The organism is Oscillatoria sp. CS-180 (assembly GCF_028330965.1).
Classification (GTDB): domain Bacteria; phylum Cyanobacteriota; class Cyanobacteriia; order Phormidesmidales; family Phormidesmidaceae; genus Halomicronema.
The window spans coordinates 20,687-35,024 of the sequence record NZ_JAQMUB010000069.1 but is presented as its reverse complement, the minus strand read 5'-3'; the positions used below and the strand labels follow the sequence as shown (position 1 = coordinate 35,024).

Annotated in this window: 12 protein-coding genes; 5 read left to right on the top strand and 7 right to left on the bottom strand. The window is 49.5% G+C overall.

The window, feature by feature from the left end; genetic code table 11:
- Positions 1–88: 88 nt before the first annotated feature.
- The gene (locus PN498_RS16610) at positions 89–736 is read left to right on the top strand and encodes a TVP38/TMEM64 family protein (RefSeq protein WP_272064065.1); all 648 of its coding nucleotides are present in this window, start codon (positions 89–91) and stop codon (positions 734–736) included.
- On the opposite strand, the gene PN498_RS16605 is transcribed toward PN498_RS16610, so the two are convergent.
- Entirely contained in the window at positions 726–1,025 is a 300-nt protein-coding gene (locus PN498_RS16605) for a hypothetical protein (RefSeq protein ID WP_272064064.1), read from the bottom strand. The two genes, PN498_RS16610 and PN498_RS16605, sit on opposite strands and share 11 nt — an antisense overlap.
- Before the next feature lie 225 nt (positions 1,026–1,250).
- On the opposite strand from PN498_RS16605, the gene PN498_RS16600 reads away from it, so the two are divergent.
- A complete protein-coding gene (locus PN498_RS16600; RefSeq protein WP_272064063.1) occupies positions 1,251–1,634 on the top strand; it encodes a hypothetical protein in 384 nt (127 codons plus the stop codon).
- A gap of 89 nt (positions 1,635–1,723) precedes the next feature.
- Here the strand turns inward: PN498_RS16600 and PN498_RS16595 are convergent, their stop codons facing one another.
- Entirely contained in the window at positions 1,724–2,566 is an 843-nt protein-coding gene (locus PN498_RS16595; protein ID WP_272064062.1) for a YwiC-like family protein, read from the bottom strand.
- Positions 2,567–3,006: 440 nt separating this feature from the next.
- Between PN498_RS16595 and PN498_RS16590 the strand changes: the two genes are divergently transcribed.
- Complete coding sequence (locus PN498_RS16590) at positions 3,007–3,357, top strand: GNAT family N-acetyltransferase (RefSeq protein ID WP_272064061.1); 351 nt, start codon at positions 3,007–3,009, stop codon at positions 3,355–3,357.
- Positions 3,358–3,757: 400 nt separating this feature from the next.
- Here PN498_RS16590 and PN498_RS16585 read toward each other — a convergent pair whose 3' ends face one another.
- A complete protein-coding gene (locus PN498_RS16585; RefSeq protein WP_272064060.1) occupies positions 3,758–4,777 on the bottom strand; it encodes an MbnP family copper-binding protein in 1,020 nt (339 codons plus the stop codon).
- 567 nt (positions 4,778–5,344) lie between these two features.
- Between PN498_RS16585 and tmpT the strand changes: the two genes are divergently transcribed.
- Positions 5,345–5,983 (top strand): thiopurine S-methyltransferase, encoded by a 639-nt coding sequence (gene tmpT, locus PN498_RS16580; RefSeq protein WP_272064058.1) that lies wholly within the window; start codon positions 5,345–5,347, stop codon positions 5,981–5,983.
- A 66-nt stretch (positions 5,984–6,049) separates the two neighbouring features.
- Here tmpT and PN498_RS16575 read toward each other — a convergent pair whose 3' ends face one another.
- The gene (locus PN498_RS16575; RefSeq protein WP_272064056.1) at positions 6,050–6,856 is read right to left on the bottom strand and encodes an NYN domain-containing protein; all 807 of its coding nucleotides are present in this window, start codon (positions 6,854–6,856) and stop codon (positions 6,050–6,052) included.
- Positions 6,857–7,045: 189 nt separating this feature from the next.
- Positions 7,046–8,533 carry an Asp-tRNA(Asn)/Glu-tRNA(Gln) amidotransferase subunit GatB gene (gene gatB / locus PN498_RS16570; protein ID WP_272064054.1) on the bottom strand — a complete coding sequence of 496 codons (1,488 nt, stop codon included), beginning with the start codon at positions 8,531–8,533 and terminating at the stop codon, positions 7,046–7,048.
- A gap of 496 nt (positions 8,534–9,029) precedes the next feature.
- On the opposite strand from gatB, the gene PN498_RS16565 reads away from it, so the two are divergent.
- Positions 9,030–10,115 (top strand): Gfo/Idh/MocA family protein, encoded by a 1,086-nt coding sequence (locus PN498_RS16565; RefSeq protein ID WP_272064052.1) that lies wholly within the window; start codon positions 9,030–9,032, stop codon positions 10,113–10,115.
- 136 nt (positions 10,116–10,251) lie between these two features.
- On the opposite strand, the gene PN498_RS16560 is transcribed toward PN498_RS16565, so the two are convergent.
- A complete protein-coding gene (locus tag PN498_RS16560; protein ID WP_272064050.1) occupies positions 10,252–10,452 on the bottom strand; it encodes a substrate-binding domain-containing protein in 201 nt (66 codons plus the stop codon).
- Positions 10,453–10,554: 102 nt separating this feature from the next.
- Complete coding sequence (locus PN498_RS16555; protein WP_272064049.1) at positions 10,555–14,196, bottom strand: WD40 repeat domain-containing protein; 3,642 nt, start codon at positions 14,194–14,196, stop codon at positions 10,555–10,557.
- Between the last annotated feature and the right edge of the window lie 142 nt (positions 14,197–14,338).

Genomic DNA, 14,338 nt, shown 5'->3' with positions numbered 1-14,338 from the left:
TCTCCAGCAGCAGACAAAGTAGCCATTGCAGAATCAGCTGTATTAGCCGCCTGTAAAGGAGTACAAAAAATTCAGGGAGTCAATGTCGATGAAGCGATCGCGATTGTTGAAGGCATTACAATTTTTGGGCTTGCTGCTGGGGGTTGCCCTACTGGTTTGGCTGATAAACCACTACGGCATTGCTCAGTTGCGATCGCAAGTCGAACAGCTAGGACCCTGGGCACCGATAGGTATCTTTCTGCTGCGATTCACCAGCGTCGTGATTCCTGCTCTACCCGGCACAGCGTATTCTGTCTTAGCCGGAGGACTGTTAGGGTTTTCGCAAGGATTAGCCGTCATTTGTGTAGCAGATTTGCTCTCCTGCTCATTGAGCTTTTTTCTAGCGCGGCAATATGGACGAGGGCTAGTGCAGCGCTTCGTTGGCAAAAATTTTATGCATCGCATCGACACCTTGAGTCAGCGCCACTTAGAGCGAAATTTTTTCCTGATGACGGGTTGCTTGATGACGGGCTTCTTTGACTTTGTTTGCTACGGTGTTGGACTAACAAAAGCACCGCTGGTTAAATTCGCGCCGGCACTGATCATCAGCATTGCGGTCTCCAATCCACCGATTGTGGCTTTAGGGGCAGGATTGCTTGAAGGGGGCAAGCTGCTGTTGGGCTTTGCCCTTCTAGGCATCTTTGGATTAGCCATTGCGACGGGGTTAGTACAGCGTCACCAAGACCTTAAACCATGAAATACTTCATTCTGAGAATTTTGGTGCCTTCTGATGTAATCTGTGCATTTTTGCAAACGGCCAAGGGAGAATTCTCGCCGTCTTCATCCGCTTTAACGAGACTGCCTTTCAAGTAGCCACCATCGATTACATATTGCAAGTGTTGCTGAACCACAGCCTGATCAATCATCTTACCCTCAAAATCCGCATCATAAAATGCGACGTCCTCAGCTTCCTCTCCTGTATGCTTCACTTTATTGAGCAGGATATAGATAACGTCATCACGACGATCTTGATTGGGAAAAGACATGCTACATCTCCTAATGAAACGCTTAACGATTAATTGCAACTAATGAGAACAAATTTCATTAAGCCCATCTTATTTAGATCAAGCTGAAAAAATATCCATCTGGAGAAGCAATTTATTCCAAGTACCAATGACGGTTAAAGTCTCTATTGCCTAGGATGTGTCGATAAACTCTCTCTAGAAAGAGAACAATTAATTAACAGAGTTGTTGCCTGAGGTGAACATATTGTGAAAACTGGGTTAGTCATCTATGCGATCGCGCTTCAGCCAATGGTCGATTTTTATACCCAGGTGTTTGGCTTTAACACTCACACCTCAGATGATAGCGATGCGGTTTTGTATTCGGATGAGTTGGAGTTAGTTTTGCTGCAAGCACCTGTAGAAATTGCCAACTCGGTAACCCTGACAAACCCACCCCAGCCAAGAGAATCAACGCCCATCAAACCTGTATTTTTCATAGACGAAAGCACCTCTAAAATTAGAGACAAGATCCACCTGGCCGGAGGTCATTTCAACCCCAAGACTAAGGAATGGACTTTCCAAGGCAGAACGGTTTGCGACGGCTGGGATTTAGAAGGAAATATCTTTCAAGTACGGAGCTCGAATAAGTAATCGGTGTGGCTCAATTTGGGGATGAACTGCAAAGGATCGTTTCATTGTGCTGCTCTTTGCTCTGTTTTTTTGCGCGATCGCAGCTATCGCTATACCGGTGGTGGCAAACGGGCAGGCAGGACCGTCAGACACGCTAGTGCGGTGTAGCTCAGAGCAAAGTAAGTTTCAAAGCGAGCAATATACTCGAAGCGACAGTTACAGTACCAGTCTCGTTGCCCAATAATGACGACCAACTTCAACACCGCGATCGCAAAGGTCAATGCGGTCAGTGGCAACAACCAGCCCATACCATAGAGTAAGGAAATGAGGGCGATCGCACTGCCGTGATAGACCAAGCTACCCTGTAAAGAACTCGTTTTGATCTTACGTAGTTTGATGGTGAAGACGGCACTGGAGAAAAAGAGCGTATTCAAGATCCAAAAACCTACAGCGCTGGTGGTGAGGCCATCAGCAGTCGTACCGTAGGCAAATAAGGTTGATAGGCAAATTGCCGAGAACATCGAGATTTCAGTCGCGATGACTTTTTGCTGACGTCGCAGAACTGCCCATACATTGACGCCTAACGCGATCGCCCCACCGCCACAAACCCAAATCAAACAAGGATGTTGCAGCGTGAGCCAGCCTGCAATCGCGATCGCCCCAGCCCCATAGATTGCTGTCCACAGTAAGTAACGTGGCTTTAAACTGCGGCGCTGCTTGATCTGTACCGTTAGCGGATGTTCTGCCTGCAAACCTAAAAACGCACCCAAAAAGGCTAGAGAAGTTTGCCAAGTCCAGGCTTGCGCCAAGGAGGCACCAGTCAACACAGCCCCAAACAGAACCAATAGAACTCCATGCTCTGGAGAAAAAGTGGGTCGATACCATGGCTTGCTACCGCTCCACTCAATGGGCAAGCCAAGACTAGCTTCAGAGATTGCAATCATCGATGACATAGTTCTTATTTAAAAAGATGCAACATCAGGAGCAGCATTACGGTCTCTGCTAGACCTTCTCACAGTGAGACAGGACTACACATCACCCCTGCATGTCCTAATTCTGAGGAGAGTAAATCCGGCTTCCCAAAAATTAGGATGTAGGCAAAAGCTGAATTCAACTGTGTCCGGCCTGTGATGAATATCTTTGGCATTAACAGACCCCTATAAAAGAACGTAAATGGGACTTATCAGTTCTCAGGATAAGGAATTCAGCACTACTAGCCTAGCCTCTTAAATGAGAAACAGTTTCAACAGACTATCATTCAGAATCCATAGAAGACAGAATTTTATTGAAAATTTATGTCAACAAACGGCTAGGTCATCCCGGCTAATTCTGCTGAAACAGGTCTTTTGCTTCTAAGCTGCCAACATCCGTAAACTTTTATCCCCTAACGACTATGGAACTCTCTCGTCGTTTTGCCAGATCTGAGGATATTGAGCTTTTATTCACACTGAATCGTGTAGCCCTCAAGGACCACGTCATCCAAAATTTTGGCGTTTGGGATGAAGACTTTCAGCGCACTTCTTTTTGGAACAGTACTGATCCTAATTGCCATGAGCTTTTCTACGATGGCGCACAGCCTGTGGGCTTCTGGTGTGTCACACGAACCACTGAACCGATCTATCTAGAAAGATTTTCTCTCATACCGACTTACCAAAACCGGGGAATAGGTACGCACCTTATCGGCCAACTTATTGAGGAGGCGCGGGCAGCGGATTATATGCTCGTCTTGGCTGGCGACTTGTAGACCAACTCGTTCACAGGGGTCAGGATACGTTGGTGATGAGAAAGCGACTGCCGATTTGGCCGAGAGGCGATCGCTGAGACGCCATTCGTTCACAGGAATCACGATGACTCGCGCTAGAAGCTGTCATCGTTTAGCGCTCAAATCTGTACTAGAGCAGATGACAGCCCCTAGCTGACACATTGAGGAAGGGCACAGCAATGCTTGTGCCCCAAGGCTTCTGGAAATCAATTGATGACGCGCTCTAGGGTCCGCCAAAATCCATCCAGGAAGACCCTAATACCGCTACGCGGAATTCAAAATGCAAAATTCAGAATTAAAAACTAAGGCGGATAAGCTTCCCGATATTTTGAATGGTGAGCCTATTTCTGCCGTAGTGTACTAGCGCATAGCTATTATCCCTCTACTGCATCCGAAAAACGGTTTGCTCAGGCGAGTCCTCTTCAGCGAAGGGAATACCCAAATTCGTCATGATGCCCAGGCAGTCACTGTCCTCAGGAGAAGACATACAGCCAGGAGGCGTATCGGGGTCGTTCTCCGTCAAATCGTTATCTGCTAGTAGCGCCGCCAGATCGGTAATCACAACATTTTCTGCCACATCAAAATTACTCATGACGACTTCGGCGCGATTGGGATTATTGCAGGCGGTGGGCTGCTGCTCGCCCATTGGGACCTGACAGCCCGTACTGCCTATGTGAACCGCAATACCGGGTACTATTGCCGACTCACCGTGTTCTGAATGTCCATCGGAATGATCGCCGTGGCCCTGACCAGTATGGTTTTGCTCGGTGCCATGAGTCTCAGAGCTATCAGAGCCATGATGTGAAGGGTGATGGCCCTCACCTTTGGTCTCTATCTGAGTCGCCTCTGATGTCATCGTGTGATTCTCAAAGTCGGCTCGTAGGAATTTGTATCCCCCTTGCCAGTTCCACCACATGGCCGTGAGATTCAAAGGTGAGGCCGCGAGGGTAGCGTCGGCATGGTTCAGGTCAAACGGCACCCCCAACGTGAAGCGCACTCCTTCATACTCGCCCTCGGGAACAGTACCCACCACTTCCGTGCGGGTCTCTGCTGTGCCATTGGCACAAGTACCCGTGCCATCTTCAAAATCGAGTAGCGCAACGTTTTCATACTGCCACTGCCCGTCCTGCTCAAGCTCGACCATAACGGCGTTGCCATCGGTATCAATTAGAGCTACTTCAGAGACGTAAAGGCGAAAATCAGTGGGCATCATCATCGTTTCTGTGGTACCCAGCATGTAGCTTTCTTCGCAGCTAAAAGCCTGATCACCAACCATACCCGCAAATTGAATAGATACGGTTTGCTGGGGTGTTGCTTGCGCCTGCGCGACGATGGGAGTGAGTCCTACAGCAAGGGACGCTAGCGTGAGGTAATAAGCCGATTTAATTGGATTTAACAGCATGGTAATCAAATCAAGGCATTCATTCGGTGGACATTCTTTGAAAAATTCGAGCAAGATTTTGCTCATTCTTCTTACTTATTTCAGAGCGCAATTCGACGATCGCTTGTAGAACAGATTAGCTCAAGTGGCGACACAAATTACCCCTACAGGAGATTTGACAAACCATTGATTTTTTGGCGATTAGTCGCTGTCAATCCCCATCACTACGCCAGCTCGATGAGGGCAAGTGACAGGGCTCAGTCAGTGCTGTTCTGTTAGGGAACGTGTCAAGCCGAAGCTCCCTTCAACGGCCTCTATGTATAGCTTTAGTCATCTAGGCTCGTGCATCCATACCATCCAGATCCTTAGCCCACAGCCAGATGGCTCTCCGTCTTGTCTTAACCGAACTTGGAGACGGCTATAGCGCCCTACATCAGCCTAGAGGCACGATTACTGTATATTCCGTGCAAACCCAATCCAACTCGACTGTAGGACAGATAGAATAGGGAGTTCTCGTTAGAATGGCAACTCATCTAGTACAGGTCAGCGCAGACATTCCGGGTTAATACGATTGCTGAAGGAGTCGATGTGGAAAAAAACTTCTGGCTTCAGAGGTGGGAAGAGGGCAGGATCGCGTTTCACAGAAGTGAAGTCAATCCTGTCCTAGTCGAATATTTCAAAGGGCTTTCTTTGGAGAAGGGCGATCGCATCTTCGTGCCACTCTGCGGTAAAACGCTTGACATTGCTTGGCTGCTTGCCCAAGGCTATCGGGTTGCGGGCGCTGAACTCATCGAAATGGCGGTTGAGCAGCTGTTTACGGAGCTTGGAGTAACGCCCAAAGTAGTAGTCACTGGCGAAATCAAACACTACAGCGCAGAGAACATTGATATTTTTGTGGGCAACGTTTTTGACGTATCCGATAAGACGCTGGGTCCCGTCGATGCCATTTATGACAGAGCAGCTTTGGTTGCCTTGCCCAAAGCAATGCGCGATCGCTACGCCCCCCATTTAGTGAGCATGACCCACCAAGCACCCCAGTTACTCATCACCTATGAATATGACCAAAATTTGATGGCAGGCCCTCCCTTTTCAATTAGTCCGGAGGAGGTGAGTCACCATTACAGTGATCGCTACAACATCTCGCTTCTAAAAAGTACCGAAGTTCCAGGTGGACTGAAAGGACAATGCGTTGCGGAAGAGAGCGTTTGGCTCCTTGAAAAAAGCTGACTAGCATCAACCCATTTGCGTCTTGGCAGACCGACAAGGCAACTGAAATTTGGATTTTGCCTAGCTCTAGCTCCGCTTTGCATCAGCATTACCATCCGATAAAAGACGGACCATCGTTTTACCGTCTCGTTCTCGCACTTCGAACAGCGACGGAAATTTTTTGTAGTAGCTGGCCCAACGGTTGACGTTGTAAGCTGCTTTAACGATTTTTCGCTGGCTCAAATAGGCTCCAATAGATTTAACATCGGCCCACCCTGTAGCCTGCTGATTCTGTTCAACGGCCTTGATAAAATGAGCTGCTGGCATTTCTATCGTCGCCGGGGACGTTTCTGCTAGCGTCAACGCATTAGCATCAGCCCGTCCATTCGCTTGGGAGGAGGGCGAGTTGAGCTTGCCATTGCCGGGAGTCATCCGATTGGACGGAGTCATCTTGTTGGCAACACCTTCCAGGGAAATGAATTCGGTGCAGGCTTCTCGAAAAGCAATGGAAGCCGTCTTGACCTGTCCGAAGCCAAACACCTGAGATCCCGAAGCAATGAGCCGGACTACGAGGGGAGTATAGTCACTATCTCCAGCAACAATCCCAAATACCTCTGGCCGCATTGTCTGTAACAGGTCCATCGCATCGATCGCCAGCGCAATGTCTGTAGCGTTTTTACCCGTGACGTAGTCGAATTGCTGGATCGGGACGATCGCATGTTTGTGCAAAATCTTGGCCCAGCCCTGCAAATGGTCTTTCTTCCAATTGCCGTAGGCTCGTCGTACTCGAATCGTACCTAGATAGCTCAATCGACTGAATACCAAGTCGATTTTGGAAGCAGGGGCATTATCGGCATCAATCAAGAGGGCAATGCGGGGCGTTGAAGCGTCCATCTCAAAGGTATAAAGCGAGTTGCTCCCCCAATTTACCTATCATCCTGAGAATGGTCATCCGATCAGCCCTTTAAAAGGAAAAAAGGAGAGCCGCGAACAGCTCTCCCTACCATCAGGGTGCATCTACATAACATAGTATTGCACACAGGGGATGAGGGGTGAAACCCCCACAGGCATATTTTACATTTCTTAACTATTCAATTTCTTACTTAGAATTTGGTTAGTCAACTTAGGATCGACGCGACCACTGGTGCGTTTCATGACTTGGCCGACAAAGAAGCCCTGCAATTTCTTCTTGCCAGCGCGATATTTTTCCAGCTCATCTGGATGAGCCGTCAGCACTTCATCAATAATGGCCTCGATTTGCTTAGGATCGGAAATCTGACTGAGGCCACGCTTCTCAACAATAGCCTTTGGCGAGCCTCCCTGCGTCAGCAGATCTGGCAGAATATCTTTTGCAATTTTGGTGCTGATTGTTCCATCCGTAATCAGCTTGACCATTTCAGCTAGCATCTCGGGCTTAAAGGCAATCTCGTCAATAGACAGCTTCTCAGCGTTGAGATAGGCCGCAATATCCTGAGTGATCCAGTTGGCCGCCAATTTTGGATCGGCTTCGGCCTTCACAGCCGTTTCGAAGTATTCAGCAACAGCCCGTTCATCCGTTAGCACCCGAGCATCATAGGCCGAAAGTCCCATCCCCTCTTCATAGCGCGATCGCTTCTGAGCAGGCAATTCTGGCAATTCAGCTTGCCAATCTTCAAGCTGCTTAGGAGCAACCTCAATCGGTGGCAAATCCGGCTCAGGAAAATACCGATAGTCGCTGGAGCCTTCCTTAGAACGCATGCTGATTGTCCGCTGGCTGCCCTCTTCCCACAGCCGCGTTTCCTGCATAATCGGTTCACCGGCTTCAACTGCTGCAATTTGCCGATCAATTTCGTATTCAATGGCTTTCTGAATAGCACTGAAGGAGTTCATATTCTTGATTTCTACCTTCGTGCCAAATTTGTCCTGCCCGACAGGACGGACTGAGATGTTGACATCGCAGCGCAGAGAACCTTCCTGCATGTTGCCATCGCTGACACCGAGATAACGCATGATGCGTCTCAGCTCTTGGGCGTACTCAGCTGCTTCCTGGCCGCTCCGCAAGTCTGGCTCCGAAACAATTTCGACGAGCGGCACACCTGCCCGATTGAAATCAACCAGGGAATAAGTAGATCCTGCCAGGCGATCGCTCCCCGCATGAACCAGCTTGCCCGCATCTTCTTCCATGTGTAGGCGAGTAATACCAATACGCTTGCGAGTGACGTCTTTAGACTTTTTATCGACAAGCTCAATCTCCAGCCAGCCGTGCTCAGCAATAGGCAGGTCGTATTGGGAGATTTGGTAGTTTTTAGGAAGATCGGGGTAGAAGTATTGCTTGCGATCGAACTTACTATAAGGCGCAATCTGACAATTGAGTGCTAATCCTGCTTTAACGGCATACTCCAATACTTTTTGATTCAGCACGGGAAGCACACCGGGCATTCCTAGAACAATCGGATCAATGTGAGTATTAGGGTCGGCTCCAAACGCGGTCGAGCTAGGGGAAAAGATTTTAGTCTCTGTGCTCAGTTGACAATGCGTTTCAAGACCAATGACAGCTTCGTACTGAGTTTTAGTAGGAGCAGCAGTCGTCATAGCAAACCAGAATCAGTGAATATACCGCTATTTTAGCGTCTAGCAGATTCTGCAAAGCTAGAGACATGACGGCTAAAGCTATATTCAGATGATTCTTCGAGGGGAAGAAGGCTTTTTGAATCGGTTTTTCCTTGAAAAATCTCATTCAAAATCCAAGTAGGACCGCTATATCAAGCAAAGCCTTTGTTGAAAAACTAGGGTAGGCCCTCCACGTCCTATACATACAGATCATCTATGTTTATTCACCAGAAGTAGCCTGCCTCATGTTGGACAAGATGTCCTCTTCAATCCAATTTGTGCATTTCTAAAGATGAACCTTTTGATGACAATCTTCTTCAGAGTCAGGAACATTTTTGAGGATGTCCGTCTGGAAAGATACGAAGGAAGAATGAATCACAAAATGAAGCTGTGGTAATATCTGTGTGATTTTGTAACTCTTCAGGCTTGGGAATCGGCGGTTACAGAATTTCAGGGAGAGGAGACGCAGGCTTAAACAATGAATCTATCTAGTAACGGATCGAACGCCCAACAACGAACATTGGCTACCCCTATTCGAGTAGGCGTGATTGGTGTAGGGAATATGGGTCAACATCATACAAGAGTGCTCAGTCGCTTAAAAGATGTCGATTTAGTTGGGGTCTCCGACATTAACGTAGAACTCGGACTTGATACCGCTAGTAAGTATCGAGTCCGTTTTTTTGAGGACTACCATAGCCTGCTTGAGCATGTCGATGCGGTTTGCGTCGCGGTTCCCACTCGGCTACACCATCCCGTTGGCATGAAGTGCTTACAGTCCGGCATTCATGTGCTGATCGAAAAGCCGATCGCAGCTAGCATTGCTGAAGCTGAGTCTCTAGTTAATGCTGCTGCCGCCTCCAACTGCATTCTCCAAGTCGGACACATTGAGCGCTTCAACCCTGCTTTCAAAGAACTTCACAATGTTCTCAGAACCGAAGAAGTGTTGGCTCTAGAAGCCCGCCGCATGAGCCCCTATTCTGATCGCGCCAACGACGTCTCCGTGGTGCTTGATCTCATGATCCACGACATTGACTTGTTGCTAGAGCTTGCCGGATCAGCTGTGGTGAAGCTGTCTGCCAGCGGTAGCCGTTCGGCCAATTCCGGCTATCTGGACTATGTCACTGCTACTTTAGGGTTTGCCAATGGCGTCGTGGCAACGTTAACCGCAAGCAAGGTGACCCACCGCAAGATTCGCACCATTGCAGCCCACTGCCGTGACTCGTTGACTGAAGCAGACTTCCTCAATAATGAGATTCTGATCAACCGTCAAACAACTGCTAATACGATGACGAACTACGGTCAAGTGTTGTATCGACAGGACGGTCTTATTGAGAAGGTCTACACTAGCAATATTGAGCCACTGCATGCTGAACTAGAGCACTTTGTGAATTGCGTGCGGGGCGGAGAAAAGCCTTCTGTTGGTGGGGAACAGGCTCTCAAAGCTCTGCGTTTAGCCAGCCTCATTGAGCAGATGGCCCTAGACGGCAAAGCTTGGCAAGGCGATGATCTGACTGGCTCTGGATTGGCAACTGCTGACATTGAAGCACCCGCGATCGCAGTCTGAGGAATGAATGAATTTTAAGTTCTCAGTTTTGAGTTTTGAATGATTGAGTCATCGGCGAATCCAAAGCTCAAAGTTGATACTTAAATCAGTTCCCGTTTTTCAACACCCACCTACTTCAACCATCTGCCCTTCTCGTTTAATTCGCTGTTTGGATTGTTTCCACGGTAGCGATCGCCGGATCGTTCCACTGCGTCAGCTTTCCTAAAAAGATATCAGCTAGGGCTGCGCGGGTGAGTTTGAGACCACTTTCAACCTCCGGCAGATTGTAGGCGATCGCGAGGGCAAAGGTAGCGATCGCTCCCACTAAATATGACAGCCAGTGAAATTGACGCCCCATGACAACGCTTCTCCTAATCTGCGACTGCAATCCCACATGTGAGCACAGCCCGTATTGTGTAGCCTGGTTCGCAGGCTATTGATCAACCAAACGCCTGGCTCTTTAGTAATCCGTCGCCCCCAAAGAGTAAAGCATTTGCCGCTCTGAATCGGTAAGGCCCAAACAGCCTCCAATTTGCATTCCTTCGTAGGGTCGATCAATCCGCAATTGCCCTTGTTGCTCACGAGAATTGAGCGACCAGATATCAATCGTGCCATTTTGCCCAGCACAGACAATCGCTTGACCATCTGGACTCGTACTGATGTGCCAAATCGTCCCCTCATGGGGATCTAATGTCGCGCGGCGTTTGTTCTCAGTAATATCCCAAATTTCCACCGTCTCGGTGTCACATACGATCGCGACTGGCTCGTTATGGTCATCCAGCGTCACCCAGTAAATATAAGCCTCGTCTCTCTGCCACGTCCGTATACATTTTTGCTGACTGATATTCCAACAGCGAATGGTGCCGTCATAGCTGCCGCTGTACAAGGTATTGCCATCCGCAGACAAACACAGGGTATGCACCCGGCGGCGATGCCCCGACAGGGTAAACAGTTCATCGCCACGATTATCCCAAGTTTTGATGGTGCGATCGCGGCTGCCACTAAATAGCCGCTCACTATCTGGTGTAAACGTGAGTGACATAACACGATCCGCGTGGGCCTGCTTCTTCTGCCAGCACAGCATCCGTTCTGGCAAATTCCAAACGGTCACCGTACCCACGGCATCACCCACCGCTAGAAAGACCTCATCGTCACTAAAAGCCAGTGCCGTAATGCTGTTGGGTAAGCGAATAAAGCCCGTCAGCCAAGACTGCTGCGTGCGGTTCCAGATATGGGCCCGACCCGCCTCGGTTCCTACCGCCCAATACTGCCCCTGAATACTCGTGATCAGCGCACTCGTCATACTGGTATCAGGAATTTGCAGCCGTTCCTGAGGCAGCCAACATTGCCGTGCTTGAGAAAATTGCCAGCAGCGCAGCGTTTGATCGTCATGGCTACTCAAAAGCTGTAGCGGACGAGACGCCAGAGCTAGCTTATTAGATGGATGGCGATCGCTGCGCCAGATCCGCAAGCATTCCCCTGATTTCACCTGCCAACGCTGAACGGTGTAGTCACATCCGGTAATCAGCTCTCGACCATCTGGGCTAAACACGAGCGACTCAATCGGCGCACTGGATTCCGAGATCTGATGGAGGCGCGATCGCGAATTGACTTCCCAAATCGAGACTGTGTTGCTGACGTCACTAGCCGCCAAATATCGTCCGTCAGGACTCAACGCCAAAGCCATGAAGAAGTCACAGGGTTCATTCATCACCCGCAGGGGACGAGCCGACGGAATATCCCAAATGACCAGCTGTCCCTCATCTCGACCAATGACCACAGCCTGTGCACCCGACTCGGTGGCGGCAGGCACATAGGCCACCGTCCCCAAAAGATTCGTCAGCCGCCCTTGAAAGCGATGCAGCCTTTCCCCGGTCTGAGCATCCCACTCGACCGCTGCACAGTCTTGCCCACAGGTGATGATGCGCCGACTACAGGGACTAAATGTAATCGCCGTGATGCTGGCTTCGTGGGCCTGAAGGCGATAAATCTCTTCACCAGAATCCAAACGCCAAACATATAGATTGCCAGTGTCATCCCCACCCACCAGTATTTGCTTATTGGGACTGAACAGTAGCACCGTCAAAACCGTTTCGATCTCGGTAGCAAACAGCTCTGGACCATACTCAGAACGCAAGTCCCATAGGCGGATTTGACCGTCTTCGCGGCCCTCTGCCAGAGTAAAACCGTCATAGCTGAACGCGATCGCTCGAATCCCCCCAGATACCGTCAGCATAGGCCGCTGGAGCCGACCATCATGACTATTCCACAACAGAAGACGGCCATCGCGATCGCCCACAGCCAGCTGCGGCTGCGATGGATTCACCGCAATGACGGGCGACTCGCCCATCGGTTTTGCCAGTAGCGTGTGCGACAGATCTGCACCGGCAAAAGAAACGCCTTGGAACAGATCTGACTGTAAATCCGCTTCACGCAGTTGCAATCCCTCGAAATCTGCATTCACCAAAGACACTTGCCAATGCTTTGCGATATTCATCAGGTTGCCAGCGCTGTACCCCGCTGACTCACTCATAGAAATCTCCTGGCTCGCCTGAATTGCTTTTTGGAGAAAGAGCTGCTGTTCTGCAAAATTGGGAAGCATTTCTCCCAATAAGGTGGCAACCGCCTCCAGCAGTGTCTTTTGTTGCCACTGCCGCACAACTTCAGGCGCATAGACCTGGACTAAAGGATAGTGGTGCAGCAATTCAATGCGCTCAGCGTCTCGCGCCGTGCGAAATTTTGCCAGAAAGCGATCGCACAGATAAGGAATCAGCAGCTCTGGCAGCTCCAATTCCCAGCACGGCGCATCCGTCGTCATCACAGAACGGCACACACCGCGATCACACAACGATTCAACAGCCTCCAAGGGCATTGCCAGTCCTAGATAGTCGCTTAGATCAGCCAATGACAGCGGTCGATGACTAATCATGAGCCAGGTCAACGTTTGCCATTCGACCTCGGACAAAGATGATAGCCAGCCATCAACATAATTTTTAACAAAGCGATTATCCCGCTGAAGAGCCGTCAGGCAACCTTTTAGACTATTGCCGAAAGAAGAAAGACGAGGCACAACCTCAGACAGAATGAGCGCTGGCAAACCGCCAAAGTGACGACCTAAGTCCTGCCAGTCAAGGTCCGTGGCTTTCACCTCCACCGGCCAGGAGACTAGAGCAGGCAATTCCTCTCTAGTCAGTCCCGGCAGGGTATAGAAGCGGCAGCTTGACCCGGCCATCGGTGCAACCGTGCGAGGCACCTCTCGACCAACCCAGAACACACAGCTTTGATGATCATGACTGACTAAAGCCTCTAAAAACTGGCGATAGTCTTCAAAAGGAGGTTCGTAGGTGCCCGCCAGCGTTTTAGGGCAGCAGAAAACTTCAGTCGCATCTAGAACGATGAGCGTCTCTTGCTGCGTGAGCGATTTAATTAACAAATTCATGCATTCCCGCAGCGTAGCCTCCGGCTTAGGCGTCACTTTAAGGCGGTGCAGCAATAGAGACATTAAATCGAGCGGCACCGGGCGATCGCTCAAGTCCTGAAAGATAAACCGTCGAAAATGAGGCTGCACCTGCTCAGCCAGTTTCACAGCAAACCACGTTTTACCCACTCGGGGAATGCCGGACAAACACAGGAGACGACCACGATCTTGAACAATCCAATCCGATAACTCAATCAGCGCTTCTCTTCGGCCTCGAAAATCCGCAATATCAAAGGGCAGCGGATCCCTTTCCTCGATTTCGAAAACCTCAGCTGCCTCTGTCTGTGGTTCTCGACTATGACCGTTTAACTCAGGGACAACAACCGCCAGTTCCCGAACAATGTCATGAGATTTTGACCAACGCTCAATAGCAGTCCGAAAATTAGTTTTTTTGACCTGCATGCCTAGGGCATCAGACAGCACAGTCCACAGCGCAGGACCAACATCCCGACTCAGATACCCTTCGGTATACCCTGCGTCGGTTGCAATTTCTTGATAAGTCTGTCGATTCCAGGATCCTTGCAAGACAACCCGTTCGATATCTCGCAGTCCATCTTCACGAACTGCTCGAACGGCTGAGTCTGCTGCCTGAAAAGCCTCGTCAAAACCCATAGACCCAGACATTAACTGTAAGTACCCCGATGACAATTCGAGTTTATCGTGTTCGTCCTGAATTTTTCTGAGTTTTACTGAGTTTTTAAATTCACCCCAATTACAGTAGTCATGTCGTTCTTTTAGATGTTTAAGCCATGTTAAGGAAGAAGCT

Bases quoted from the DNA above. Each gene is read 5' to 3' on its own strand.
- PN498_RS16605 (WP_272064064.1), bottom strand. From the start codon at position 1,025: ATGTCTTTTCCCAATCAAGATCGTCGTGATGACGTTATCTATATCCTG.
- PN498_RS16555 (WP_272064049.1), bottom strand. From the start codon at position 14,196: ATGTCTGGGTCTATGGGTTTTGACGAGGCTTTTCAGGCAGCAGACTCA.
- PN498_RS16565 (WP_272064052.1), top strand. From the start codon at position 9,030: ATGAATCTATCTAGTAACGGATCGAACGCCCAACAACGAACATTGGCT.
- PN498_RS16585 (WP_272064060.1), bottom strand. From the start codon at position 4,777: ATGCTGTTAAATCCAATTAAATCGGCTTATTACCTCACGCTAGCGTCC.
- PN498_RS16560 (WP_272064050.1), bottom strand. From the start codon at position 10,452: ATGGGGCGTCAATTTCACTGGCTGTCATATTTAGTGGGAGCGATCGCT.
- PN498_RS16590 (WP_272064061.1), top strand. From the start codon at position 3,007: ATGGAACTCTCTCGTCGTTTTGCCAGATCTGAGGATATTGAGCTTTTA.
- gatB (WP_272064054.1), bottom strand. From the start codon at position 8,533: ATGACGACTGCTGCTCCTACTAAAACTCAGTACGAAGCTGTCATTGGT.
- PN498_RS16610 (WP_272064065.1), top strand. From the start codon at position 89: ATGAAGCGATCGCGATTGTTGAAGGCATTACAATTTTTGGGCTTGCTG.
- PN498_RS16595 (WP_272064062.1), bottom strand. From the start codon at position 2,566: ATGTCATCGATGATTGCAATCTCTGAAGCTAGTCTTGGCTTGCCCATT.
- PN498_RS16575 (WP_272064056.1), bottom strand. From the start codon at position 6,856: ATGGACGCTTCAACGCCCCGCATTGCCCTCTTGATTGATGCCGATAAT.